Annotated in this window: 28 protein-coding genes; 7 read left to right on the forward strand and 21 right to left on the reverse strand. The window is 56.3% G+C overall.

Annotated elements, in window-relative coordinates:
- Positions 1-16 precede the first annotated feature (16 nt).
- From BM323_RS00395 to BM323_RS00415, 5 genes are read left to right on the forward strand one after another with little or no spacing between them, the layout of a single operon-like run.
- Positions 17-1,648, forward strand: coding sequence for an ABC transporter substrate-binding protein (locus BM323_RS00395; RefSeq protein WP_008110049.1), 1,632 nt, complete (start codon positions 17-19; stop codon positions 1,646-1,648).
- Complete coding sequence (locus BM323_RS00400) at positions 1,645-2,670, forward strand: ABC transporter permease (protein WP_008110051.1); 1,026 nt, start codon at positions 1,645-1,647, stop codon at positions 2,668-2,670. The genes BM323_RS00395 and BM323_RS00400 overlap by 4 nt, the downstream gene beginning before the upstream one ends.
- Entirely contained in the window at positions 2,667-3,572 is a 906-nt protein-coding gene (locus BM323_RS00405; protein WP_008110053.1) for an ABC transporter permease, read from the forward strand. The genes BM323_RS00400 and BM323_RS00405 overlap by 4 nt, the downstream gene beginning before the upstream one ends.
- Positions 3,544-4,410 carry an ABC transporter ATP-binding protein gene (locus BM323_RS00410; protein WP_008110055.1) on the forward strand — a complete coding sequence of 289 codons (867 nt, stop codon included), beginning with the start codon at positions 3,544-3,546 and terminating at the stop codon, positions 4,408-4,410. Before BM323_RS00405 ends, BM323_RS00410 begins: the two co-directional genes overlap by 29 nt.
- Positions 4,411-4,428: 18 nt before the next feature.
- A complete protein-coding gene (locus BM323_RS00415) occupies positions 4,429-5,184 on the forward strand; it encodes an ABC transporter ATP-binding protein (protein WP_036650049.1) in 756 nt (251 codons plus the stop codon).
- Positions 5,185-5,326: 142 nt separating this feature from the next.
- Here the strand turns inward: BM323_RS00415 and BM323_RS00420 are convergent, their stop codons facing one another.
- Complete coding sequence (locus BM323_RS00420; protein ID WP_008110059.1) at positions 5,327-6,352, reverse strand: Fic family protein; 1,026 nt, start codon at positions 6,350-6,352, stop codon at positions 5,327-5,329.
- 177 nt (positions 6,353-6,529) lie between these two features.
- Complete coding sequence (locus BM323_RS00425) at positions 6,530-7,168, reverse strand: RpiB/LacA/LacB family sugar-phosphate isomerase (protein ID WP_008110061.1); 639 nt, start codon at positions 7,166-7,168, stop codon at positions 6,530-6,532.
- A 128-nt stretch (positions 7,169-7,296) separates the two neighbouring features.
- Between BM323_RS00425 and BM323_RS00430 the strand changes: the two genes are divergently transcribed.
- Entirely contained in the window at positions 7,297-7,626 is a 330-nt protein-coding gene (locus tag BM323_RS00430; protein ID WP_008110063.1) for a cupin domain-containing protein, read from the forward strand.
- Between the two features lie 16 nt (positions 7,627-7,642).
- Here BM323_RS00430 and BM323_RS00435 read toward each other — a convergent pair whose 3' ends face one another.
- From BM323_RS00435 to BM323_RS00490, 12 genes are all read right to left on the reverse strand, one after another.
- A complete protein-coding gene (locus tag BM323_RS00435; RefSeq protein ID WP_008110065.1) occupies positions 7,643-8,140 on the reverse strand; it encodes a protein disulfide oxidoreductase in 498 nt (165 codons plus the stop codon).
- Positions 8,137-8,859 (reverse strand): DsbA family protein, encoded by a 723-nt coding sequence (locus tag BM323_RS00440; protein ID WP_008110067.1) that lies wholly within the window; start codon positions 8,857-8,859, stop codon positions 8,137-8,139. The genes BM323_RS00435 and BM323_RS00440 overlap by 4 nt, the downstream gene beginning before the upstream one ends.
- A complete protein-coding gene (locus BM323_RS00445) occupies positions 8,859-10,859 on the reverse strand; it encodes a protein-disulfide reductase DsbD family protein (protein ID WP_008110069.1) in 2,001 nt (666 codons plus the stop codon). The genes BM323_RS00440 and BM323_RS00445 overlap by 1 nt, the downstream gene beginning before the upstream one ends.
- A gap of 49 nt (positions 10,860-10,908) precedes the next feature.
- Complete coding sequence (locus BM323_RS00450) at positions 10,909-11,265, reverse strand: hypothetical protein (protein WP_008110072.1); 357 nt, start codon at positions 11,263-11,265, stop codon at positions 10,909-10,911.
- Between the two features lie 140 nt (positions 11,266-11,405).
- Positions 11,406-12,200, reverse strand: coding sequence for an SDR family NAD(P)-dependent oxidoreductase (locus tag BM323_RS00455; protein ID WP_036650052.1), 795 nt, complete (start codon positions 12,198-12,200; stop codon positions 11,406-11,408).
- A gap of 124 nt (positions 12,201-12,324) precedes the next feature.
- Entirely contained in the window at positions 12,325-12,909 is a 585-nt protein-coding gene (locus BM323_RS00460; protein ID WP_008110077.1) for a P-loop nucleotide/nucleoside kinase family protein, read from the reverse strand.
- On the reverse strand, positions 12,906-13,343 hold the full coding sequence (locus tag BM323_RS00465) for a PTS sugar transporter subunit IIA (RefSeq protein ID WP_091003163.1): 438 nt from the start codon (positions 13,341-13,343) through the stop codon (positions 12,906-12,908). The genes BM323_RS00460 and BM323_RS00465 overlap by 4 nt, the downstream gene beginning before the upstream one ends.
- A gap of 9 nt (positions 13,344-13,352) precedes the next feature.
- Positions 13,353-13,622, reverse strand: a complete 270-nt coding sequence (locus BM323_RS00470; protein ID WP_008110081.1) for a hypothetical protein — start codon at positions 13,620-13,622, stop codon at positions 13,353-13,355.
- Between the two features lie 62 nt (positions 13,623-13,684).
- On the reverse strand, positions 13,685-14,527 hold the full coding sequence (locus tag BM323_RS00475; RefSeq protein ID WP_008110083.1) for a class II fructose-bisphosphate aldolase: 843 nt from the start codon (positions 14,525-14,527) through the stop codon (positions 13,685-13,687).
- On the reverse strand, positions 14,514-15,887 hold the full coding sequence (locus tag BM323_RS00480; RefSeq protein ID WP_008110085.1) for a PTS sugar transporter subunit IIC: 1,374 nt from the start codon (positions 15,885-15,887) through the stop codon (positions 14,514-14,516). The genes BM323_RS00475 and BM323_RS00480 overlap by 14 nt, the downstream gene beginning before the upstream one ends.
- Positions 15,880-16,194 (reverse strand): PTS sugar transporter subunit IIB, encoded by a 315-nt coding sequence (locus BM323_RS00485; protein WP_008110086.1) that lies wholly within the window; start codon positions 16,192-16,194, stop codon positions 15,880-15,882. Before BM323_RS00485 ends, BM323_RS00480 begins: the two co-directional genes overlap by 8 nt.
- A gap of 10 nt (positions 16,195-16,204) precedes the next feature.
- Complete coding sequence (locus BM323_RS00490; protein ID WP_008110087.1) at positions 16,205-17,185, reverse strand: 6-phosphofructokinase; 981 nt, start codon at positions 17,183-17,185, stop codon at positions 16,205-16,207.
- Positions 17,186-17,620: 435 nt separating this feature from the next.
- On the opposite strand from BM323_RS00490, the gene dld reads away from it, so the two are divergent.
- Positions 17,621-19,321 (forward strand): D-lactate dehydrogenase, encoded by a 1,701-nt coding sequence (gene dld / locus BM323_RS00495; RefSeq protein WP_008110088.1) that lies wholly within the window; start codon positions 17,621-17,623, stop codon positions 19,319-19,321.
- Positions 19,322-19,413: 92 nt separating this feature from the next.
- Here the strand turns inward: dld and pqqF are convergent, their stop codons facing one another.
- From pqqF to BM323_RS00530, 7 genes are all read right to left on the reverse strand, one after another.
- On the reverse strand, positions 19,414-21,735 hold the full coding sequence (gene pqqF / locus BM323_RS00500) for a pyrroloquinoline quinone biosynthesis protein PqqF (RefSeq protein WP_008110089.1): 2,322 nt from the start codon (positions 21,733-21,735) through the stop codon (positions 19,414-19,416).
- A complete protein-coding gene (gene pqqE / locus BM323_RS00505; protein ID WP_008110090.1) occupies positions 21,735-22,874 on the reverse strand; it encodes a pyrroloquinoline quinone biosynthesis protein PqqE in 1,140 nt (379 codons plus the stop codon). Before pqqE ends, pqqF begins: the two co-directional genes overlap by 1 nt.
- Positions 22,861-23,139, reverse strand: a complete 279-nt coding sequence (pqqD, locus tag BM323_RS00510) for a pyrroloquinoline quinone biosynthesis peptide chaperone PqqD (protein WP_008110091.1) — start codon at positions 23,137-23,139, stop codon at positions 22,861-22,863. The genes pqqE and pqqD overlap by 14 nt, the downstream gene beginning before the upstream one ends.
- Before the next feature lie 4 nt (positions 23,140-23,143).
- Positions 23,144-23,899: a pyrroloquinoline-quinone synthase PqqC gene (gene pqqC / locus BM323_RS00515; protein WP_008110092.1), complete on the reverse strand. Its 756-nt coding sequence runs from the start codon at positions 23,897-23,899 to the stop codon at positions 23,144-23,146.
- Complete coding sequence (gene pqqB / locus BM323_RS00520; protein ID WP_008110093.1) at positions 23,896-24,822, reverse strand: pyrroloquinoline quinone biosynthesis protein PqqB; 927 nt, start codon at positions 24,820-24,822, stop codon at positions 23,896-23,898. The genes pqqC and pqqB overlap by 4 nt, the downstream gene beginning before the upstream one ends.
- Before the next feature lie 55 nt (positions 24,823-24,877).
- Entirely contained in the window at positions 24,878-24,949 is a 72-nt protein-coding gene (gene pqqA / locus BM323_RS00525) for a pyrroloquinoline quinone precursor peptide PqqA (RefSeq protein ID WP_002905689.1), read from the reverse strand.
- Positions 24,950-25,097: 148 nt separating this feature from the next.
- Positions 25,098-26,123, reverse strand: a complete 1,026-nt coding sequence (locus tag BM323_RS00530) for a dipeptidase (protein WP_036650030.1) — start codon at positions 26,121-26,123, stop codon at positions 25,098-25,100.
- Positions 26,124-26,180 lie beyond the last annotated feature (57 nt).

Genomic DNA, 26,180 nt, shown 5'->3' on the forward strand with positions numbered 1-26,180 from the left:
CTGCTGGACTTTGCTTATGAACCTGATGAACCCCTGCAGAGCGTGGTGCGCCGCGCTGCTGCTGCTCACCTGTAGCCCGTCGCTACTGGCGTCCACGCCAGACGACCAGCTGATCGTGGGCATGAACATGAACAACCTGCTGACGCTCGATCCCGCCGCCATGACCGGCAACGAAGTGGTCGGCATTGTCGTCAATCTCTATGACGGTTTAGTCGAGTTAGATCCGCAACAGCTCACTAACGTGCGTCCCGCGCTGGCGGAGCGCTGGGAAATCAGCCCCGACAACCGTCAACTCACCTTCCATCTTCGTGACAATGTCACCTTCCATTCAGGCAATCCGTTGAGCAGCGCCGATGTGATTTGGTCGATGCGCCGCGTGCTGCACCTTAATCTGGCGCAGGCGTCGGTATGGAAATCATACGGCTTCAGTAAAGAGAACGTGGATCAGATGATCACCGCGCCGGACGCGCACACGGTGGTGATTCGCCTGCCCAAGCCTAACGATCCCAAGCTGGTGCTCTACTCGCTGGCAGCGCTCGGCAGCATGGTGGTGCTCGACAGCAAAACCGTGCAGGCGCAGGCGGTGAATAACGATTGGGGCAATCGCTGGCTCACCACCCACGAAGCAGGTTCCGGACCGTTTCGCCTGGATGTGTGGCAGGCCAAAGATGTGCTGCGCATCAGCCGCGATGCCAACTATTGGCGCGGTGCGCCGAAGCTGACGCGCGTGGTGTTCCGTCATCTGCAAGAGTCGCAAACCTTGCGCCTGATGATGGAGAAAGGTGATCTCGATATCGCCAGCAACATGGCGATCCCCGACGTGAAAGCACTGCGCCACGATCCCGATCTCACCATCGATGCGGTACAAAAAGGCACTATTTATTACCTGGCGATGAGCATGAAGGACGATCACTTCGCCAATCCGCAGGTGCGCGAAGCGCTGCGTTATCTGGTCGATTATCAGGGGATTAACAAAACGCTGATGGCCGGTTACGGCACGCTGCATCAGCGGCCGATCCAATCCGGCATGCCGGCAACGTTACCCGATCCGGGTTACAAGCTGGATGTACCACGCGCCAAAGCGCTGCTCGCCGCCGCCGGTTATCCCAACGGTTTTGATACCACGCTGCGCGTGCTGGCCGATCAGCCGTTCCTTAATGTCGCGATTGCGATTCAGTCCACGCTGATGCAAGGCGGGATTCGCGCCAAAATCATTACCGGCACCGGCAACCAGATTTACGGTGCGATGCGGGAACGTCAGTTCAACCTGCTGGTGGGACGCGGCGGCAGCGGCGTGGAGCCGCATCCGCACTCCAGCTTGCGCGCGCTGGTGTATAACCCGAATAACGCCGATAGCGCGCGACTCACCAATTTTCAGGGCTGGCGCACCGGTTTTTATGACGCGCAGCTGAACAGCATGATCGATAAAGCGCTGCTGGAGCGCGATGTTAAACAGCAACAGCAGGATTACTTCGCCATCCAGAAGCGCTACGACCAACTGATTCCGGCGCTGATGCCAATCTCGCAAATGACCGATTCGGTGGTGGTGAATAATCGCGTGCAGGATTACGTGCCGCATCCGTCGGCCACCACTTTCCTGCGTGACGTTTGGAAAACGCCAGACAGCCTGGCGGGAGGTGCGCAATGAAGCTAACAAAAAGCCACTGGCGACGCCTGCGTAGCCGCAGCGTACAGGTCGCGATCACGCTGTTTGGCCTGCTGCTGCTGACCTTCTTTATTGGTCGCGTCATGCCGCTCGATCCGGTGCTGGCGATTGTCGGGCCGGATGCCGACCACAACACCTATCAGCAGGTTTATCACCAGCTCGGCTTCGATAAACCGCTGTGGGTGCAGTTTGGTATCTATCTGCAAGGCCTGCTGCACGGCAACCTCGGGCTGGCGCTGCTGACCGGACAACCGGTGATCAACGATATCCTGCGCGTCTTCCCGGCCACAGTGGAACTGGCAACGCTGGCGATTGTGATTGGTACCGGCCTCGGCGTCCCGCTGGGCGTGTGGGCCGCCGCGCGCCGCAACAGCGTGATTGACTATCTGGTGCGCATCATCAGCCTGGCGGGTTACTCCACGCCGATCTTCTGGGTAGGCATGGTCGGCCTGCTGCTGTTTTATGCCCATCTCGGCTGGGTCGGCGGCGCGGGGCGTGTTGATTTCAGTCTTGATGGCATTGTGCCGCGTCGCACCGGTTTTCTGCTGATCGATGCCTTGCTGGTGGGCAACTTCACGGTGTTCAGCAATGCGCTCAATCACCTGATTCTGCCCGCGTCGCTGCTCGGCTTTCACTCGCTGGCTTACATCAGCCGCATGACGCGCAGCTTCATGCTGGCACAGCTGTCGCAGGAGTTCATTTTGACGGCGCGGGTGAAAGGTCTCAGCGAATGGCAGGTGATTTGGCAGCACGCGTTCCGCAATATTCTGGTGCAGCTGCTGACGGTGGTGGCGCTGGCGTACGGCTCGCTGCTGGAGGGCGCGGTGCTGATTGAAACCGTGTTCTCGTGGCCCGGTTTTGGTTCCTATCTCACCGGCAGTTTGATGCTCGGCGATATGAATGCGGTGATGGGCTGCGTGCTGGTGGTCGGCCTGATTTTCGTGCTGCTCAATCTTCTCTCTGACCTGCTCTATCAGGTGTTCGATCCGAGGACCAAAGTATGACGATTTCTCTCGATACGCCGTTAGCAAGCCAGACGCGCGAACGGCTGGCGCGCTGTCGCCGCACCGGCGCACGTATCGGCCATTTTCTCTGGCAGATGGCGCGCAACCCGTTAACCGCGATTGGCGGCGGCATCATTTTGCTGCTGCTGATAGTGGCGCTGTTCGCACCGTGGATCGCACCCTACCATCCGCTGATTCAGGATCTCAACAATGCGCTGACGCCGCCCAACGCGCAGCACTGGTTTGGCACCGATGAGTTTGGCCGCGACATCTTCAGCCGTCTGGTGTGGGGCGCGCGCATCACGCTGTATATCGTGCTGCTGGTGTCGATCACCGTTGGCCCGCTGGGTTTGCTCCTCGGCGTCACTGCCGGTTATTTCGGCGGCAAAGTCGATAGCGTATTGATGCGCGTCACCGACATCTTCATCTCCTTCCCGAGCCTGGTGCTGGCGCTGGCGTTTGTCGCCGCGCTCGGTCCGGGACTGGAGCATGTGGTGATCGCTATTACCCTCACCGCCTGGCCGCCGATTGCACGCCTGGCGCGCGCCGAAACGCTGTCGCTGCGCCAGGCCGATTTTGTCTCCGCAGTGCGCTTACAGGGCGCCTCTTCACTGCGCATTTTGTGGAAGCACATCGTGCCGCTGTGCCTGCCGTCGGTGATTATCCGCATCACCATGAATATGGCAGGCATCATCCTGACCGCTGCCGGACTGGGTTTTCTCGGTTTGGGCGCGCAGCCACCGGATCCGGAATGGGGTGCGATGATCGCCAGCGGCCGCACTTACATGCTGGAGTGTTGGTGGGTGGTGACGGTGCCGGGTCTGGCGATTCTGATCAACAGCTTAGCGTTCAACTTCTTAGGAGATGGCTTACGTGACATCCTCGATCCCCGCAGCGAATAGCGCTGCACCGTTGCTCGACGTGCAGGATTTACAGGTCAATTTCGTCAATGGCCGGCTGGTGACGCCCGCCGTGCGCGGCATCTCCTTCCAGTTGGGCAAGGAGAAACTGGCGATTGTCGGTGAATCCGGTTCCGGCAAATCCACCGTGGGCCGCGCACTGTTACAGCTGCATCCGCGCAGCGCGCAGGTTACGGCACAGCGCATGCAGTTTGGTGACGTGGACCTGCTGCGCGCCACGCCAGCCCAGATGCGCGCCATTCGCGGCAAGCGCATCTCAATGATTATGCAGGACCCGAAATACTCGCTGAATCCGGTGGTGCGTGTGGGCGAGCAGATTGCTGAAGCCTGGCGCAGTCATCATCCCGGCCAGCGCGAGGTTGCGCGGCAGCGAGCGATGGAGATGCTCGAAGTGGTGCAGGTGCGCGATCCGGGCCGTATCTATCAATGTTATCCGCACGAGATTTCCGGCGGTCAGGGCCAGCGCGTGATGATCGCCATGATGCTGATTACCGATCCTGAACTGCTGATTGCCGATGAACCCACTTCGGCGCTGGATGTTTCGGTGCGTTTGCAGGTATTGGCGCTACTGGACGATTTGGTTAAACAGCGCGGTCTTGGGCTGATTTTTATCAGTCACGACATCAATCTGGTGCGGCGCTTCTGCGACCGCGTATTGGTGATGTATGCCGGGCGCGTGGTGGAGTCACTGGCGGCCAGCGAGCTCGATCAGGCGCAGCATCCTTACACGCAAGGCTTACTCGCCGCGCTGCCGGATATGGATCAGCGTCGCGCCCGTCTGCCGGTGCTGCAACGTCAGGCCAGCTGGCTGCAACCCTAAGGAGCAATGATGAACGAGATGATCCGCGTAAGTAATCTCAACCTCAGTTTTGGTGAGGAGGAGCGGCGTAATCAGGTGCTGTTCGACGTTAATTTATCGATTCGTCAGGGTGAAATTTTTGGCCTGGTCGGCGAATCAGGATCGGGTAAAACCACGGTACTGAAGTGCCTTGCCGGGCTGTTCACCCACTGGCACGGTGAGCTGGCGATTGATGGCGTGCCGCTCGAACATCGTATCGCTCGCGAGCGCTGCCGCAGCGTGCAGATGGTGTTTCAGGATCCGTACGGATCGCTGCATCCGCGTCACACCATCGGCGATATTCTCGAGGAGCCGCTACAGATTCACGGCATCGGTCAGCGCCAGCAGCGCGTTATCGCCATGCTGGAGAAGGTCGGCCTCAATCGCGCGTGGCAAACCCGCTATCCGCACCAGTTGTCCGGCGGCCAGCGCCAGCGTGTCGCGATTGCCCGCGCGCTGATCCTCGAACCGCGCGTGCTGCTGCTGGATGAACCAACCTCGGCGCTGGATGTCTCGGTGCAAGCGGAGATCCTCAATCTGCTCAGCGATTTGCAGCAGCAGGAGAAGCTAACCTATTTGATGGTGACGCACGATCTCGGCGTGGTGGCGCATCTGTGCCATCGCGTGGCGGTGATGCAGCACGGCAAAGTGCTGGAGACGCTGGATGTGGATGCGCTGGTGCACAATCGAGCGCAGGTGGCCTATACGCAGATGCTGGTGGATGCGAGCCGGCAGGATAACGGGGTTTTGGCGTAGGGTCGCCATTTATGGCGACCACTTTACCAGGTGCGCATGAATGAGCACCCTACAAAAAATGCATCTCACATTTGTAGGGTCGCCATTTATGGTGACCGAAACGCACGCAGTAGTTGAATGAGTTTATGCAAAGCTCACCCTATCAAATAACTCGCCAATAGCCGCCCCTAGCCGCCCCCACTCTTTCCAGCCGATGATGTGATTGGAGGAGTTTTAAATTACGCTCAATGGTTCTGCTACTCACTCCCAACAACTGAGTCAGATCAGCAATGGTCATATCAGGTGATTTACTCAGGGCAGCAAATATTTTTACGGCGGTGGCAGGAAGTTTAGCATTATTTTTCTCCGACATTTTCTCCGACACTTTCTCCGACATTTCTAATGTCGAGATGTCGGTAGAAGAAGAGTGCAAACCAATACCTTCAACTAATGCTTCAATCAACTTTTCCAGCATGAAAGCGATAAACGGAGTGCAATCACTGGCCCGATCACATTCGCCTAAAACGCGATAATAATGCTGCTGCTGATTATGGATCAGCGTTTCAACCGGAAGCCAGGCGAACTCAGGACGCCATTCGCTGAGAATTAATGTTTGCCATAATCTTCCCATGCGTCCATTGCCATCGGTGAAAGGATGAATAAATTCAAATTCATAATGAAAGATAGAGCTGGCAATTAACGGGTGAATATCTGTGTTTTTTAGCCAATTGAGCAAATCCCCCACCAGGCGTGAAACCTGGTTCGCCGGTGGTGCCATATGGATAAGTTGCTGTTCGCGATATACCCCAACATTGCCATTACGTAATTGACCCGGCGCATCGACCAGTCCCATCATGAGCAACTGATGCGCCGCCAGTAAATCGGCTAGTTTTGCGCTTTGCCAGTCATTGAGCTTTTCATAAGCCAGAATAGCGTTGCGCACTTCCTGAATATCTTTAGCCGGAGCCAATACACGCTTGCCTTCCATGATCGCTGTCACCTGCTCGGTTGACAGACTGTTGTGCTCAATCGCCAGTGAAGCCTGAATGGTACGAATGCGATTCTCTTTACGCAAAAGCGGTGAAGATTGTTCTGCCAGAGCAGCCCAGCGGCCTAGTAATTCACCTACTTCAATCACCTGATTCAGGATGGTTGGCGTGATGGTGTAAGGCGGCTGATAACCTGCCATGCGTCTCTCCCTTGATGATTGCTGATATTTACCAGACGGCTACAACGATGAAATTAAGCGTGACCTGCGAGGATATTACAATTTTGGTCATCGTGTGATGGGGAAAATGAGATTTCAAATCCTGAAGTGAAAAAACAACAAAGCCAGGTTTCCCTGGCTTCGCTTAACCGATATTGATTACTGCGTCAGTTCACGCACAAAACCCACAATCTCCTGATTCTGCCCATGTTCAAACAGGCAATGTTGCAGGCGCGGGCCGCTTACAGCGGTCTTCACCAGTTCAGGATCGATGGCGCGCAGTGAATCGAGGTAATTCTCTTTCAACAGCGCGGCTTTCACTTCGTTCAGGATACCTGCGTTGCGCACCTGTGGTTCTTTGCGCTCGGGCGGATAACCGTGCCCTTTTTCGCCGGTAAAGGCTTTTTCGAAAATAAAGCGTAGGTTCAGTTCCGCGCCCCAGCCAAAGCCTTTGGCGAACGGCAGCGACAGCGCATTACCGTTATTGATTTGCGCAAACAGATAGGCATCCGCCGGATCGATGCAGTAGCCGCATACCACGCCAGGATGCAGGTTCAGCGACATCAGCGCGCCCTGGCCGGTGCCGCAACCGGCTACCACAAAGTCTACCGCTTTGCTGTTAAGCAGTACGTTGGCCATGATGCCGAGGTGAATATAGGTAAGATGGTGATCCTGTTCGTCGCTCATACCGACGTTAAACACCTGATGCCCGAGCGGTTGCGCCACAGACTGAAGCTCTTTCAACACCGTTGCGTTCTTCGCAGCCTGGCTGTTTTCCATCATCAAAGCGATTTTCATGATCCATCCTCAGATTAAATTGAAACACCGTTTCATTTTAATCAAAGATCGTTAAAATGCAGCCTTTAAATGCCTTTTTGACTGTGAGTTAAGTCACACATTGACGATGCAACCTGCAAGGAGAAACCATGTTTATCTATAAAAGCGCAACCCAACTGGACGATTTAGGCAACGGCGTGACGCGCCGAATTCTGGCGCACGGCGGCACCATGATGGCGGTGGAAGTCACCTTTGAGCAGGATGCTGTTGGTCCGCTGCATCACCATCCGCATGAGCAGCTCACCTACGTGCTGTCCGGACGTTTTGCCTTCACCATTGATGGCGTGACCAAAGAAGTCAGCGCCGGCGATACGCTGTATAAAGCGCCGAACATTGTGCACGGCTGCGTGTGTCTGGAAGCGGGCGTATTGCTGGATACCTTTACGCCGCAGCGCGAGGATTTTCTGGCGGCACCGTAACGTGCCGCCAGAGAGACTAGCGGGAAGCCCACCAGAGGCGCAGCTTCAGCCCCCAAGCGCTGGTCCAGCCGCTGCTGGTGCTAATGACTTTGCCCTGATGCAGCACGATAAAGGTCGGCGTGGCCTGAATATCCCAGCGCTGGCCGATCGCCCCGCTCTCATCATTGATCGCCACGCCTTGCAGCCCTTTCTTCTCCAGCCAGGTTGCTACGCGCGTATCGTTACCGGATCGCAACGCCACGCTCGCCACCTTGTATCCTTGCTGGCTCATCGCCGCCACGGTTGGCGTGGTGAGTTTGCACACCCCGCACCAGCTTGCCCAGACGTAAACCAGCAATGGCCGATCCTGACTGAGCTCCGCCAGATTGACCTTGCCTTGCAGCGAGGTGAGCGGCTGTTGCGCCAGGTCGGCAGGCAACTGCGGTGCGCGCAGCCAATCCATGCCCCACAGCGCCGCCGCGACAATCAGCACCAGCAGCAGCGCCTCACGCAGCCAGCGCTTTAGTCGACTCATGGCTTCGCCTGCAGCGCGCCTTTCACTGCCGCTTCCAGTTGCTCATACGGCACCGCGCCGCTGATCATCTGGTCGCCCACCAGCGTCGCTGGCGTACCCTGTACGCCGAGCTGCTGCGCCAGCGTCAGGTTGCTGTTGATGGTGTCGAGGCTGACTTTGCTTGGCTCTTTCAGCTTGATGCCGGTTTTCTCCAGCGCCGCGTCGATGCTGGCGGTATCGTGATTGCCCTTTTTCGCCATCAAACGCTCATGCAGCTTGAGGAAGTTTTTCGGCTGCTGCTCCCACACGGTGAGCGCCAGACGCGCCGAGGTGAGTGAGGTTTCAGAGCGATACGGCAGCGGTTTAATCACCACCGCAACCTGCGGATACGCTTTCAGCAGTTTTTCGATATCGGCTTCAAACTTCTTACAGAACACGCAGTTGTAATCGGTGAAGTAGACCAGCGTCAGCGCCGGTTTTTCAGCACCGATGCGCGGTGAACCTGCATCGTTGAACAACGCGTCATGGTTTTTTTTCACCATTTGCGCCACTACATTTTGCTGCTGTTGCGCTGCTTCTTTATCAAACGCATCAGCCGCTTCCGCCAGAATTGACGGATTCTGCACCAGGGTTTCACGGATCAGCTCTTTGATGCGCGCTTCCTGCTCAGGAGTAAAAGGCGCGGCCGCCAGTGCAGGCATGGCAAGAAACATCAGTGGCAGTAACAGGGATTTCTTCATTATTTTTTCGCCTCAGAGAGAGTGGAGATCACCGCTTCACGACTCAGCAGCGGTGACAAAATCTGGCCTTGCGGCAGTGCCGGGCCATAAATTTGGTTAAAAGGGATCGCCACGCGGTCGCGGCGGCGCAGGAATTCACCGATGGCAGGATCGGGCTGCGTCCAGTCGCCGCGCAGCAGCACCACGTCATCGGCTTTAAGCGCAGCACGCACATCGGGCTGATTCAGAACGCGGGATTTGTTCACTTTGCAGGTGATGCACCAGTCGGCGGTGACATCGACAAACACCCGTTTATCCTGCTCGAGCGCCTGATGGATCGCCGCTTCGGTCAGCGGCTGCCAGTGCAGCGTCTCCTCTTCCGGCGTGATGCGCGTCATCAGGAATAGCGCACCAGCCAGCGTCAGAGTGATAAACACCACGCCCGCCTGTTGTAGCGCGCGACGTTTCACCAGCCAGCCGCAAAGTACCGCGAGTAACATACCCGCCAGCACCAGCGCGAAGGTGCTGCCCCAATGCGGTACCAGCAATGTCACCAGCCAGAAGGTGGCGAGCAGCATAAACAGGCCGAGTACGCTGCGCAGATGCACCATCCAGCGCCCCGGACGCGGCAGGCAGCGGGCCATGCCCGGCAACGCCGCCACCAGCAGCCACGGCAAACTCATGCCAACGCCGAGCGCGACAAACAGCAGCCACAGTTGCGGCAGCGGTGCCGTCAGCGCATAGGCCACCGCTGTACCGAGAAACGGCGCGCTGCACGGCGTAGCCAGCAAGGTGGCAAACGCGCCCTGACCGAAGTGCCCAAGCAAGCCGTCGCCGCCCTGCGTCGCCAGTTTGGTATTCAAACCCGACGGCAAGCGGAAATGCAGCAGATCAAACAGGCTGGCGCTGAACAGGAACATCACCAGCACCATCACCAGCAGGAAGCCGCTGCTCTGGAACTGAATGCCCCAGCCAAGCGCCTGACCGCTGAGACGCAGTCCGGTCATCAACAGCGCCAAAAGCAGGAAGGAGAAAATGATCCCGGCGCTGGAAGCGAGAAACTGCTGGCGCGTCTGACGCTGCGTTTGCCCTTGCTGCTGCACCAGACTGCTGAGCTTGATCGCCAGCACCGGCAATACGCACGGCATCAGGTTGAGGATCAAGCCACCGAGCAGCGCCAGCAGCAACACCGACCATAAGGTTTGCGCGCCATCGCCAGATACCAGCGTTTCCGCGCCAATATTAATCGCGCTTTGCTGTGCAATCCCACCATCGGCCACCACCAGCGACAGCGTTTTGCCGCGCAGATCCGGAGCCGCTTCGCCCCATTCATCGGTGACCGCCACCCGCGCGCTGAGCGTGTCGCCTTTCACACTGATTTGCGGTGCCGCCAGCATGCTGCCCTGCGGATAATCGAAGAACAGTTCAGGTTGTTGCCAGCCGCCCTGACGCTGTGCGCGAATCTGCAATTCGCCATTCACAAAGCTGGCGTCGAGTTGATCGGTTAAGCCGCTGGCGGCCGGGATTCGTCCCATCGCTTCGGCGAAATCGCGGGCAAAATCGGCGTCAGCGGGCTGCGTCAGATCGAGGCTGAATGGGAAGTCGGTGAGGATGCAGACATCGCTGCAGGTCGAGAGCGTCAGCGTTCCTGCGAGCTGCTGGCTCGACAGTTTCGCCAGTTCGATCGGCAGCGTGATATCGCCTTTGTAGCCTTGCGTGGTCAAGCCGCTAACGTCAAAACGCTCAGGCGCAGGCCAGAACCATTGCGCGTTGACCTCCGGCGTTTGCCAGCGGATTTCCGGCGCAACGCCGCCTTCGCCTGGCGTACGCCAGTAGGTTTTCCAGCCGGGTTGCAGGCGAATATCCAGCAGTAGTTGCTGATTATCGTTGTGGCTGGCGCTGCGCAGGCGCACTTCGGCATGGCTATTTTGCGCATTACGCAGCCAGCCGGTGTCTGCCGCCTGCGCAGTAATCGCGCAGCTCGCCAGCAGGAGCAACAGGCTCCTGATCAATACAGTCATGTGAATTCTCCAGTGAATAACAGGGTTTACGCGATGTAACGCGCAGGTGTTATTCCCGGAAGACGCAGAAGGTCAGATGCCGCCGTCGCAGAGGCGGAAACAGCGGTGCACGGCGATAGCCGACGGAAGTGGTAGTTTGTGTGAAGGTGGCGATCAGCGCCAGCAGCAACAGCAGGAAAGGCAATGCGGTATCAAGGATGGGTGCGGCGGCACTCAGCGATTTGGCGCTCAGCGCACAAGGTTTTTCACTGCCGCTGGCATCGTCACTGCTGTGAGTTTGCGCGGACGCGCTGACCGGCGTTAAAGGTGCAGAAGGCAAATTGAAGCTGCGCTGGACGAGACAAAACGCCAGCACCAGACAAACCAGTGCCAGAATCCATTTTGCGCGTGATAGCGATATCGTCATGCCGCAGCCTCAGAGAAAAGTGCGGGCATTTTAAGCATCTGCAGCAGAAACACCAAGCTTTGCTGTGTAAACTTTTGTCTTTGTGGTGCGAGCGTCCTAGGGTCGCCATTCATGGCGACCTTGTCAATCACCGCACCCGGCTAAACAATATCATCCACCACGCCGCCATCAACGCGCAGCGCGGCACCGGACGTCGCGGATGCCTGTTTCGAACAAACATACACCACCATATTCGCCACCTCTTCCACCGTAGCAGCACGCTGGATCACCGAACTCGGACGCTGAGCCATGACAAACTCTTTCGCCAATTCTTCCAGCGGCTTACCGGTGCGTTTCACTTCATCTTCCATCATTGCGGCAAAACCATCGGAGAGCGTTGGACCCGGCAACACGCTGTTCACCGTCACGCCGCTGCCCGCCACCACTTTCGCCAGCCCGCGCGCCAACGACAACTGCGCGGTTTTACTCACGCCGTAATGCAGCATATCAGCGGGAATATTCAGCGCCGACTCTGAGGAGATAAACACCACGCGACCCCAACCGCGTTTCACCATCTCCGGCAATAAGGCCCGCGACAGGCGCACACCGGACATCACGTTGGTTTGCCAATAGGCATCCCAGGTGTCGTCATCCACTTGATAAAAATCCTGCGGACCGTAAATCCCGGCGTTATTCACCAGAATATCGATTGGCGGCAAGCCGTCGAGCAGTTGCTTAACACCCTGTGCACTGCCGAGATCGGCGATAAAGGTGTGAATTTTCGCCCCCGCCACTGAGCCGTTGAGCTTCTCGCGCGCACGACTCACCGAGGCTTCACTGCGCCCGTTCAGCACTACTTCCGCCCCGCTGGCCGCCAGACCTTGTGCAATGGCAAAACCGATACCGCCGGTTGAGGCGGTAACTAAGGCTGTTTTTCCGTGTAGATCGATATTCATCATGCTTTCCTCTGTGAGCGTAATCACAAAGCCTGGTTCAGGCAGGAGAAGATGCATTGACGATTCATGCGATGGAGGTGTCGGCCGCAGTGCTGATGTGCGTTCAGCCTGCTGCCGACATGGTTCAGCCCGAGGCCGATAAAGCCGGTTGAGCGCTGATCGGCAGCCGCAGTTGGCGCTGCAACCAGGCGCAGGCCGCCGCCTGGTCCGGGTTGCGCGCGTTAAGCTGCAACACCGGACCCAGCGCCATCGGCTTGGCGGTTTCCGCTAACTTACGCAGTTCTGGCAGATACTCCGCGCCCGGATGTCCCGGCATGCGATCGGTTAAACGTGCCTGATAACGCGCCACCGCCTCATCTGGCGTGATCGCCAGCCACAGCTCCAGCACCCGCGTCACGCCCGCCTGTTGCAATCCCTGCTGCAACACCTCTTTCGGCTGGAAGCCAAACCAGGCATCGATGACATAGATGCAGCGCGTTGGTGCTTGTGCCACCACTTGCCAGATCGCCTGATACGCCGCACAACCTAACTGGCGATTGCGCAGGCGATCCACCGGCGCAAAGCTGGCCATAAACGGCTCTTTCAGGCTATCCAGCGTCAGCACCGGAAAACCGAATTGCTCGGCCAGCGCGCGCGTCAGGGTGCTTTTGCCGGAAGCCGGAATGCCGTTCACCAGCACCACCATCTTCTCTTCAGTGTCGGTTGTCATAGGATCTCTATCACCTCCGCAGCACTGCTGGCGTTGCGCAAGCGCACCAGCGTCTCCTCATCTTCCAGCAGCGTGACAATCGCGCGGATGCCCTCTTCAATGTGGGCGTTGCTATCACGCGCACCGAACATAATCACAATGTCGGCTTTGTCGCTGCCGTCGAAGGAAATCGGCTCATCCAGCACAATCATGCTGAAACAATCTTTCAGCACGCCGGTTTCCGGCCGCGCATGGGGAATGGCGATGCCCTCCTCAAACACGTAATAAGCGCCATGCTCCAGCGTGTTGGCGATCACCGCTTCCGGATAACTGGCTTTGATGTAACCGCCGTTCACCAGCGGCAGCGCCGCCAGCGCGATCACCTCGCGCCAATCCCTGGCGCTGATCCCCACCTGAATCGCACTTGCCTCCTGCAGCAGCTGTTTAATACTCATACTGCCTCCTTAAAATGATTTGCGAATGGTGTTGCGCAGTTCATCGATTTTGACAAACAGCGGATCAATTTCCTGACGAAAGCGGCGGCTTTTCGCAAAGATATTTAATGCACGATTATATTCCAGCATTAATTGTTTTTGCGTCTCTGTCGCCTGCGGATTATTGGCTAACTGTTGTTCCAGTTCGCTTATTTTCCCGCTGATGGTTTCAGCCTGAAGATCTATTTCCTGTGAATCCTGGCTCTTATTATCGGAGCCCTTTTTCAAGAATCCAAACATAGCGTCTCCTGCCCCGAATGGCGCCGGGCACCTCAGGTTATTACGTCATGAGTGAGTCGGAATTAGCGGAACAGCTGAATCTTTTCTACCAGCACATTGGTTACGGCATCGTTGGCCGGCACAAGGAAATTACGCACGCTGTCGTTGACCTTGCCCTTTTCAAATGTCTGCTTGCAGTTTGCGACCCACTGCACATTCATCTCGGTGCCGACGTTGACTTTCTCAATGCCGCTGCGCACCGCAAGACGCATATCTTCATCGCTGACGCCGGTTCCGCCGTGCAGCACCAGCGGCGTTTTAGTGGCATCTGTGATATCCGCCAGGCGTTGATGCTGAATATGTGCTTTGCCGGTATACAAGCCGTGCACGGTACCGATGGAGATGGCCAGCATATCGACGCCGGTTTCATCGACAAAGCGTTTGGCTTCATCGACGGTGGTAAAGGCCGCATCGTTCATTTCCACTTCTTTGCCATCTTCCGAGCCGCCAATCGCGCCTAGTTCCGCTTCCACTGATACCGCCAGCGGGCGCGCCATATCAATAACACGGCGCGTATTGGCGATGTTCTCTTCAATCGGCAAATGTGAGCCGTCATACATAATTGAACTGAAGCCTGCATCCAGCGCAGTTTGAATCGCGTCTAAATCCGAACAGTGATCGAGGTGCAAACAGGTCGGCACGTTACGGCTTTCTGACAGTGAGCGAATCGCATCCACCAATAATTTATGTCCGAGATATTTGGCGGTACCAGTAGAGATCTGAATCATTAATGGACTATTGGTTTTCTCCGCCGCTTTAAAAAAGGCTGGCAGCATTTCCAGGCAGTGCAAATTAAAGGAACCGAGCGCTTTAAATTCACGTTCTTTAGCCACCTGTAACAGATCGGTAAAGTTATAAAGTTTCATGGAGCTTTTCCTCATGGGATTTAGACTTAGTGGATTTTCCGTTAACAAACCAGGCGATGAGAGTAATGAAGGCAATAAACAGCGCGACGAACAGCCAGTTATTCTGGAATGCATGGCCGAGCACCAGGCCGGTACTAATGACATCCGAATCACTGAAGGTGACGCCGGTAAAACCGTAACTTTCCAGCATCGGCACCAGAATCGCCGGCAGGAAGGTGATGAACAGACCGTGCACGAAACCGCCGATCATCGCCCCGCGACGACCACCAAGCGCATTACCAAACACGCCTGCGGTGCCACCGGCAAAGAAGTTGGTCAGCAGACCTGGCAGAATCATCGCCAGACCAAACATCGGGAACACCAGCATGCCCACCACCGAACCCAGCGTGGTGGCGAGGAAGCCGACGATCACCGCATTCGGGGCGTATGGGAACATCACCGGGCAGTCGAGCGCCGGTTTCGCATCCGGAACCAGACGCATGGCGATACCACGGAAAGCCGGTACCAGTTCGTTCAGCAGCAGACGCACGCCGCTATACAGCACGAACACACCGCACACGAACTGAATCGACTGCATAAAGGCGTACATCAGGTAGTTCATGCCGTTGCTGTACTGGCCGATAAATTCCGGACCGGCGGCGACCGCAGGAATCAGGTACATCGGCACCATCACCACCGCCATCGACAAATAGGTGTCCTGCAGGAATTTAAAGTTGTCGGGCAGTTTGAGGTCTTCAGTGGAGCGCGAACCTTTGCCTACCACCTTCGCCACCGCCGCCGTCAGCAGATAACCGATGGTGCAGAAGTGACCGAGCGCCACGTCGTCGGAATCGGTGATACGACGCACCACCGGTTGTGCCAGCGCAGGCATCACGACCGCCATAATGCCGCCAAAGATGCCGCCGGTAAGGATCAGAGGTAAGCCTGTCAGCCCCGCTTTATAGCCAATCACCGCACCGATGGTCGCCATCCACAGCAGCGCCTGACCGGTAAGGAAGATGTATTTGAACGGTGTCAGACGGGCGATAATGATGTTGACGATAAAGATCACCAACAGCGTCAGCGCCACTTCTGAACCCAGCTCGCGGTTTGCTAACCCGGCAATGGCGGCAACGTCGGTGATATAACCCTGCATGCCAAAACCGTGGGTGAAAATGGTGTTCAGGAAGGTCAGCGTACCGACAATAATGTTGATACCGGCCATCATAATTAAGAAACCAAGCAGGGTTTTAAAGGTGCCTTCCACCACCTTGCCCGCTGATTTTTTTTGCAGTAGCAGACCAATCAGGGCAATAAAGGCGATCAGAATTGATGCCTGCCCTAATAAGTCTTTTACCAGGAAGTCGATCACACTATTCATGATTAGCAACCTTTAAGTTACGTTCTTTCATAAACGCCACGATTTTCTCTTCAATTTCCGCTTTGTCGGTCAGCTTATTGAGAATAATCACCCGTTTAATCTGTTCCGGGCTGGCATCGGCATTTAACACATCAGCAAAGGCTTTCTGGGTCAAAATCATGTCGGATTTAAAGGCGTTGGCTTCAGAAATGGTGGTGTGATCGATATCAGCATCAATTTCGAGTTTCTTTAATACTGACTTGGCGCTCATCTCAATCGCAAAGCTTGAACCCAAACCACATCCACAGACACATAATATTTTCAGCATGGCTATTTCCTCACAGAATTTGCAGTTGTTTAGCGAGTTTATAATGATGCCCTTCCGTATCGACCAGGCGTTTTTTCATGCTTATTAAATCAATCGGAATCGGTCGATTACTGCCATTAATAATCACCGCTTTGTTGCGCATTCCCGACTGAATACAACGCGCGACTTCACTGGCCATAATGGTGCCCTGATAAATCTCTTCACAGGTAGGATCGCCATTACGCAGGCCATAACCGATAATTGTTTTACGAATACGCACACCAATTAACGGTTCAATTTGTTTAATTAAGGTATCGATAGCGCCCTGAAAGCCCGGCGAATATTCACGGGTGTAGCCTTCCGAGCACAAAATAATCACGCTGTTCTGCGCCGCCAGCCGCTGCGTGATGCGCTCGGCCAGCTCCTGCGGCGCAATCTGGCATTCCGGGATCAGCGCGAAATCCGCATTGGATTTGATCGCCGACTGCAAGGTTAATTCACCGCAATAACCGCCCAGCAACTCCACCATAAACACACGACCGGTTAAGGCGCGGCCGGTATTGCGTAATTTCGCCACCTCTTTTAAAACCTGCTCGCAGGCGGTGGAGAAACCGATGCTGTAATCACTGCCAAACACATCGTTATCGATGGTCATGCCGACGCCAAAACAGTTAACGCCAAATTCGCTTAGCGTATGCAGGAATTGTAATGAGCCATCGCCGCCCGCCATAATTAATACATCGATGCGCAGCGACTTAAGATGTTTGGCGATGGTTTCATATTCTGGACGAATTAATTTTCTATTGGTTCGTCCCGATTGCATCACCGGAATAGCAGCGATGGCGTAATCCACTAAATCGCGCTGGGATATTTCCTGGTGATTGTTTTCCAGCAAGCCCGGAATGCCACCGTTAAATAACACCATTTCCGCCTTAGTTAAGCGCGATATTTGATACACAAAGTTATTAATCCCGGTAACATCGCCACCGCTGATCACCATGCCAATTCTCATTGTCATCATCCTTTATGCTGTGCGTCTGGAATTCATTCTTCCGATTAACGACATTGTTATTTGCAACGAATGTCACACTTTTGCGATGAATTCCCCGAGTGAGATCATTGACAGCATCCAATACAGGCTAGATTTTGTGATATAAATCACATGCCACTTTTCACCTTAAATCATTAATAACAAATAAAATCATAGGTTTATATTAATTTTGCGCAGTAAAACCGGCGGCTTAAATAAACACCCTACTCGCTGTTTTTCTTTCGATCTATTTTGTGATTTCCCGCGCATTTTTATCGGTTCCTGACGCTTATTCCGTATCAGATAAAGGGATAATGATTACGTGCGTTATTTATGCGTCAGGGCCAGTGAATGATTGACTCAATGCCAATGCGCTTGTCCAATACCGTGGCAGATAAAGAATAAAGAAGAGAAAAAATGAGCATGCAGAAGGATATGTTGCGTAAGTTGGCAGAGGTGGTTGGCGAGAAACAGGTATTAACCCATGCGGATGACAAAGCCTGGTACATAAAGGGATTCCGCGTCGGACGCGGTGAAGCGCTGGCGGTGGCGTTACCGCAAACGCTGTTGCAGCTGTGGCAGACGCTGCAAGTTTGCGTGGCGCACGATGTCATTGTGCTGATGCAGGCGTCGAATACCGGCGTCACCGGTGGCTCAACGCCCGACGGCAATGATTACGACCGCGATATCGTGATCATCAGCACCCGCCAGCTCAAAGGCGTGCAGGTGATTGATCAGGCGCGTCAGGTGATTGCTTTCCCTGGCACCACCTTGACCGAACTGGAGCACACCTTGCAGCCGCTCGGTCGTGAGCCGCACTCGGTGATTGGCTCGTCCTGCATCGGCGCGTCGGTGGTCGGCGGCATCTGCAATAATTCCGGTGGCTCGCTGATTCGGCGCGGCCCCGCTTTCACAGAAAAATCCTTGTTCGCCCGCATTCACGACGATGGTCGTTTAGAGATGGTCAACCATCTCGGCATCGAGTTGGGCGACACGCCAGAAGTGATGCTGGAAAACCTGACGCAGCAGCGCTATCAAACCGGTGAGCAGCCCGACTGGCAGGGAAAAATCTGGGCGGATGATTATGCCGACCGCCTGCGAGATGTGGCCGCAGATTCCCCGGCGCGCTTCAATGGCGATCTGCGTTACCTGCACGACAGCTCGGGCAGCGCCGGCAAAGTGGTGGTGTTCGCTGTGCGCTTGCCGACCTTCGAAGCCAGCACCGGCAGCGATACCTTCTACATCGGCACTAATGATGAGAGCGTGCTGGTGGCACTGCGCCGTTTCCTGCTAACCAAAATGAGCGAGCTGCCGCTGCAGGCGGAATATATCCATCGCAACGCCTTCGATTTAACCGTGCGCTACGCCAAACATATGTATCTGGCGATCCGTAAACTGGGTCCGCAGGCCATTCCGCAGATGATGGCCAATAAAGCCAAATGGGATGTGCGCGTCAGCCACCTGAAGTTCCTGCCGCGCAATTTTGTTGATCGGGTGCTGCAATTCTTTAACCAGCTGACGCCGAGCTTTATCGCGCCGCGCATCATGGATTACCGCAGCGAGTATCAACATCATCTGATGATCAAAGTGGAGTCGCCACAAACCGATGAGTTACAGAGCTTGTTACAGCAGTTCTTTGCTGAGCAGCAAGGCAGCTTTTTCCACTGCAATACGCGCGAAGCGGCGGATGCATTTTTAGTGCGTTTCGGCGTGGGTGGTTGCACCATTTCCTACTGCGATGCGCTGGGCTACAACCCCAACGAACGGCTGGTGGCATTTGACGTGGCGCTGCGCCGCAATGACGATGCATGGCGTTTGACGCTGCCGGATCATCTGGCGGCCCAGGTACAGGTTGATTCGTGCTGTGGGCACTTCTTCTGCTTCGTCAATCATCAGGATTACGTGCTGAAACCGGGTTACGACGCGAAAGTGTTTAAGGAAGAGGTGAAGCGCTATCTGGAACAGCGCGGCGCGAAGTATCCTGCCGAGCATAATGTCGGACATCTCTATCAGGCATCGTGCGAGCATGTCGAGCACTGGAAACAACTTGATCCCACCAACAGCTGTAATCCGGGGATTGGTAAAACCAGTAAGAAGAAGTTTTGGCGGGAGTTGTAGCGTCGGAGTTTCGAAAGGTGCACATTCATGCGCACCTGGTCACCATAAATGGCGACCCTACGACAACGGTGCGGGTTTCGTAGGGTGCGCATTCATGCGCACCTGGTCACCAAAATCAACCAACGATGCCGTTCGCGCAGCAGACGCTGGTGCAGTTGCTGAAGCTGCGGCAGCGTGAGCGACTGAATGGCAGCGCGATTGAGCGTCGCCAGGCCGTGCTGTTGGCGCAGGGTTTCGAGTGCGGCCTCGCCATTGTCTTTGCTTGCGCATTGCGTCATTAAGCTTGCCTGCCAAGCCGGCAGCTTTTCCGGCGAAATTGACGCAATCTCCTCAACCATCTCACGCATAAAGCGTTTGCAGTGACCCAGCAACGCGCGCCAGGTGATATCCGGCGATTGCAGTGCGAGCATTAAGCCATCCACATCTGCCACCCGTTGATAACGCGCTGACACCACATAACCAATTTGCTGATCCACGCGCAGTCGCTGGAAGAAACGCGTTTCCAGCATCAGCGCCAGCACACGTAAAACGGCCAGGCTGGCATCGTCGGCGTGTGGTAGCGGCATAAACAGCAACAGCGCCTGATCGGGTCCGTCGCAGTCGATGGGCACAATGCCGCGTTGCAGTTGTGCGGGCGGCGTGTAGCGCGCCAGATCCGGCGCAAAATCGCTGAGCAGATGCGCCACGCGCTGGCTTAGCGCGCTATGGGTGCCGCACCATGCCGCCAGCCATTGCGGCGATGGCGATGGCTTAATCAAGCAAGTTGGCAAAGCGGCGAGTAGCTGACGAATGACGATGGAGTGTGTTGTCGCTGCGGATTGTGCCAGCACCGGCTTGTTCAGCGCCTGTAATGCCTGATGCACGCTTAACAACGCGCGCTCTTCGGATGCGGGCAGATTGAGCAACAGCTGCCAGCTTCCCTGCGTTTGTTGCCAACTGCCGTTGCCGCCCGCGTGGCGCAGTTCCGCCAGCAGCGGGCGCAACTGGCGCTGCCGCGCCTGCGCTTCTTCATCGCTCAAGGTTTGATAAAACGCCGGACGCAGCAGCAACGTCTCAACCTGTTTTACCGGTGCAATCAGCGGCAGTTGCTGCGCCACGGGCGGAAGACGGGGGAACTGAATTTCCGCCGAAGCGGGATAGAAGTGAAACGCTGCGGATTCTGTCGCATCCGGCAACGCCGGCAGCCACTCGGCCAGTTGCAGAGTAAAGCCTTGTGTCTGATGCGGTGCGCCGTCGATCTGTCGCTGCGTGAGCAGACGCGTACGCGGCCAATGCGGCAGCGCGGCGGCAAAATCCGTGAAGTTATCTGAAACCGCTAAGTCAGGCGCGAAACCCAACGCGCGGCCACGCAGCTGTTCCAGCGGCGACAAGGCCGCGAAGTCCTGCTGCGCGAGTTGCGCGTAATGCTGCAGCTGAATCGCGTTACACTCGATTAACGCAGCCAGATGCTGCCAAACGCGTTGTTCAATCTGTTGCGCCTGTTCCGAAGAAATGCGCGTTGCGCTAAAACGCAGCGCCAAAAATGCGTGTTGCTCATCTTGCCATAACCATTGCACGTCAAGGGCTTCACATAGCGCTTCAGCCCGCAACTGCGCCAGCAAGCTGCCCGGCGCTTCGTCTTGCCAGAACATCTTAAGCAAGGTGACATTGTCACGAACAGTCTGTTCATCGCCCGCGATCAATAACGTCAGCCAGAAGTTTTCTTCACCGCGTGATTGCAGCAAACGATCGCCGGGCAGCAGCGTAGGTATAACAGCCGCAGCGCGTTCTCCATCCGCCAGCAAACTGGCGCCATAGCGGGTCGCTAGCTGTGTTAGCTCATCAAGCGATTGCGGCCCTTGCAGCCAAAGCTCCATATTTTCAGCGCGATAGTAGCGGCGATGAAAATCGCGGAGTGCGGATTGCAACTCCGTGACATTGTCACTAAAAGCAAGCCGACTACCGACGCGGAAGCGCTGAAAGCGTCCCTTTAGCTTATCCAGGATGGCGGCTTCACTCAGCGTGTCGGCATGGTTTTGCAGCAGTTGAAACTCTGCTTCAATCACCGCTGCTTCCTGTTGAATGGCCTGCGTCGTCAGCAACGGCGACGCCAACATATCGCACAGCCGCTGCACGCCTGCTGACAACGCTGAAGCTGGGAGTTGAAAGAAATAGGCGCTGCGGCTCAACTGCGTGGTGGCGTTCACCTGGCCGCCCTGCTGCTGCAGCCACGGCATCAGGCGATCCTCGCCGTTAAAGCTTTCGCTGCCGCAGAACAGCAGATGTTCCAGCAGATGCGCCAAACCCGGCCAGCGATCCGCCTCATCCAGACTGCCGGCCTGCACGCGCACCAGCGCGGCGGCCTCACGCGTGTCAGGTTGATGATAAAGATGGCAGCGCAGGCCGTTGGCAAGCGTGAGCTGGCGCGCGTTCATCAGGTGACGCGCTGCTTAAAGATCAGTTCGGAGTTGCTGCGATTGCGGAACTGTAGCTGCTGGATTTTGATATCGCTGCAGTTGGCTTCACGCCGTGCTTCGAGGATCTTGCCGTGATGCGGCGATTTGCTACACACCGGATCGGTGTTATCCGCATCGCCAGTCAGCATAAAGGCCTGACAGCGACAGCCGCCAAAGTCTTTATCTTTCTCATCGCAGGAGCGACACGGCTCTGGCATCCAGTCAAAGCCGCGATAGCGGTTGAAACCAAACGAGTTATACCAGATATCGTCCAGCGTGCGTTCCAGCACCGACGGGAACTCGACCGGCAGCTGACGCGCGCTGTGGCACGGCAATGCGGTGCCGTCTGGCGTGACGCTGAGGAAGATCGATCCCCAACCGCCCATGCAGGGTTTCGGGCGCTCTTCATAGTAATCCGGCGTCACGAACAGCAGATTGGTCAGATTACCGGTGGCGCTCATGCGCTGACGATAATCGGCCACCACCGCTTCAGCGTTGGCGATCTGCTCGCGCGTCGGCAGCAAACCTTCACGATTGAGCTGCGCCCAGCCGTAGAACTGACAGGTTGCCAGCTCAACATCGTCGGCTTCCAGTTCGATACAGAGATCGATGATTTTGTCGATCTGGTCGATATTGTGGCGATGCAGCACAAAGTTCAGCACCATCGGATAGCCGTGTGCTTTCACCGCTTTTGCCATCTCCAGCTTCTGCTGGAAGGCCTTTTTCGATCCGGCCAGCGCGGCGTTGAGCGTTTCATCGCTGGCCTGGAAACTGATCTGAATATGATCGAGCCCGGCATCGGCAAAGGCGTCGAGTTTTTTCGCCGTCAGGCCAATGCCGGAGGTGATCAGGTTGGTGTAGAAACCGAGATCGCGCGCGGCGCGGATCAGTTCCGGCAGGTCTTTACGCGTCAGCGGTTCGCCGCCGGAAAAACCGAGCTGCACGCTGCCCATGGCGCGCGCCTGACGAAACACCTCAATCCACTGTTCGGTGGTCAGCTCTTTCTCCTGCTGGGAAAAATCCAGCGGATTGGAGCAATACGGACACTGCAGCGGGCAGCGATAGGTCAGTTCTGCCAGCAGCCACAGCGGCGGCGTCACGCTTTTACTCGGGTTCACGACACTGTATCCATTTTTGTTCGATGGCTGATTGCAGGAACTCTTTAACGTCATCGCCGACGCCGCCCGCGTCCGGAAAACGCGCATCCAGCGTGGCAACAATCGCCGCCACATCCTGTATGCCATCCACCAGCTCGAGGATCGCCACAGCGGTTTCGTTCAGTTTGGCCATGCCTTCAGGATAGAGCACCACATGGCTGTCTTGTGCAGCTTCCCACTGCATGCGGTAGCCGCGACGGAAAGCGGGAATCACATTATCTTTCATGTTGTTATACCAGTCTTGTGCTGTGCCAGGACACCTGATCGGTGACCGTATGATAAGGCGGACGTTGCAGCGTATACGCCATGGTCATGGCATCGAGCATGGTCCAGAGAATATCGAGCTTGAACTGCAGGATCTCCAGCATGCGGTTCTGCTGTTCGGCGCTGGTAAACACCTCAAGCGCCAGCGCCAGCCCATGCTCCACATCGCGGTTCGCCTGGCTCAGACGGCTACGGAAGTAGAAATAGCCTTCCTCTTTGATCCACGGATAGTGCTGCGGCCAGCTGTCGAGGCGCGACTGATGAATCTGCGGCGCAAACAGTTCGGTCAGCGAGCTGCAGGCCGCTTCCTGCCAGTTGGCACGACGCGCAAAGTTAACGTAGGCATCCACCGCAAAGCGCACGCCTGGTAGCACCAGCTTCTCCGACAGCAACACTTCACGATCCAGGCCCACCGCTTCACCCAACTGCAGCCAGGCTTCAATGCCGCCTTCGTGTCCGTTGCTGCCGTCGTGATCGAGAATACGCTGCACCCATTTACGCCGCGTCGCCGCATCCGGGCAGTTCGCCATAATTGCCGCGTCTTTCAGCGGAATATTGGTCTGATAATAGAAGCGGTTCGCCACCCAGCCCTGAATCTGCTCGCGCGTCGCATCGCCGTTGTGCATGGCAATGTGATACGGATGATGAATGTGGTAGAACGCGCCTTTATCGCGCAGCGCCTGCTCAAACGCGGCGGGCGATAACGCTTCAGTAATGATCACGATGCAAACTCCTGCAGATGAATCGCCATGCCATCCCAACTCACTTCAATGCCCTGCTGCGTCAGATAGGCGCGCTGCGGCGATTGCTCATTAAGGATCGGATTGGTGTTGTTAATGTGAATCAAAATCTTGCGTTTGGCCGGCAGCGCGGCCAGCAACGCCATCAAACCTTGTTCTTCGGCTAGCGCTAAGTGGCCCATCGCTTTGCCGGTATTTTTGCCGACGCCGGTAGCGAGCAGCTCGTCGTCCTGCCACACCGTGCCATCAATCAGCAGGCAATCGGCTTTTTGCAGCCACGGCATGATCACCGCATCCGGCTCGCCGAGTCCCGGCGCATACAGCAGCGTTTGGCCGTTGCCGGTGTTTTCAATAAACAGCGCCACGTTGTGGCCCGGCAGCGGGCGATCGCGATACGGCGAATACGGTGGCGCGTTGCTAAGAATCGGAATCGCGGTGAACTGCAAACTGTGGCAAACATCGACGCGAAACGGTTCCAGCGGCGTTAACGCATGATGCTGCAAGCCGCCATTCCAGTGCTGCAACATGGTGAAAATCGGGAAGCCGCTGGTGAGATCGCCATGCACTTCCGGCGTGCACCACACCTGATGTGGGCAACCTTCGCGCAGGCTCAGCAAGCCGGTGGTGTGATCGATTTGGCTGTCGGTCAGAATGATGCTGCCAATCGCCGTGCCGCGCAGCACACCCTTTTTGATCAGTTCTGGCGTGTGGGCAATTTGCTGGCTGATGTCCGGCGAAGCGTTACACAGCACCCAATCTTCACCGTTGTCGCTGACAATGATCGAAGATTGCGTGCGCGCCTGCGCCTGGATGCTGCCGTTACGCAGGCCGCTGCAATTGGCGCAGTTGCAGTTCCACTGCGGGAAGCCGCCGCCCGCCGCTGAACCGAGGACTTTAATAAACATGAAAGTTGACCAGAGAGAGAAAACAAAATGCCCGCACGAACGGCGGGCAGAAGTCTTAGCGGTTGGAGATGTACAGAGTCACTTCCAGGCCCAGACGCAGGTCAATAAACGCAGGTTTTTTCCACATAATGGTCTTCCTCTTAAAGCTAAAACGCAGAGAAATCTCTGCTGAAGAGGATTGCGGCTGTGACGTAGATCACATCGCAATCCGTACGCGCGCAGATGTTGCGCCAATGTAGCGAGCAGATCAACCCTGATTCGGTAAGGGAATTGTGCTAATCCTGCCAAATTTGTTGCAACACGCGCTGCCAGTTGCCCCATGCGAGCTGCTCAAGTGCTGTTTGATCGTAGTCGAATGAACGCAACAACGCATAAAGATGCGGTAATCCACTGACATCTTTCAGCGCATCAGGCACGCTAATGCCGTCAAAATCGGAGCCCAGCGCCACATGATCGCGGCCCATTATCGCGATCAGGTACTCAACATGTTTAACAATTTCGATCAATGCGGTGTCGCTGTCGCGTTTTCCGTCGCTGCGCAGGAACGCGTTGCCAAAATTCACGCCCACCACGCCGCCGCTGTCGCGGATGGCGCGCAGCTGATCGTCAGTAAGATTACGTGGCTGCGCGCAGAGCGCATGCGCATTGGAGTGCGTCGCCACCAGCGGTGCAGTTGACAGGCGCGCGGTGTCCCAGAAGGCTTTCTCGTTCATGTGCGACATATCGATCAGCATGCGATGGCGATTGGCTGCGGCGATCAATTGCTCGCCTTGTGCGGTCAAACCCGGTCCGCTGTCCGGCGAGTTGGGGAATGATCCACTGACGCCTTCACCAAAGCGATTAGGCAGATTCCAGAACGGCCCGATGCTGCGCACGCCCGCTTTATAGAACGCATCAAGCGCAGCGCCATCGCCATCAAAACCGTCTGCGCCTTCAATATGCGCCACCAACGCCAGCACGCCGTCCGCACGACAGGCAGCAATATCAGAGGCACGGAGGCATAACCGCGCGCGCCCGTCAGATTGCGCCGCCAGCGTTTTCAGGATGTCGAGCTGCTGCCAGAGAATATCCAGCGGTTCGAGATTTTCCTCCGCTCGCTGCGGCGCGACTTCTTTGACATAACGCTGTGGCGGTACAAACATCGCGAACAGCCCACCGGCAAAACCGCCCTGCTGCATGCGCGGAAAATCGAGATGGCCCTTTTCGATGCCGTGAAAAAATGCCTGCGCCGGATCATCGCGATGATGCAGCCACAGATTGAGAAGCAGGTCGTTATGACCGTCGAAGGTTTTTAGCAACATAGGGAGATCTTTGACGAAACAACATGCCGCCATGCTACGCGCGCGCTGCTGTTTCGC

This window comes from Pantoea sp. YR525 (genome assembly GCF_900116775.1).
GTDB lineage: Bacteria > Pseudomonadota > Gammaproteobacteria > Enterobacterales > Enterobacteriaceae > Pantoea > Pantoea symbiotica.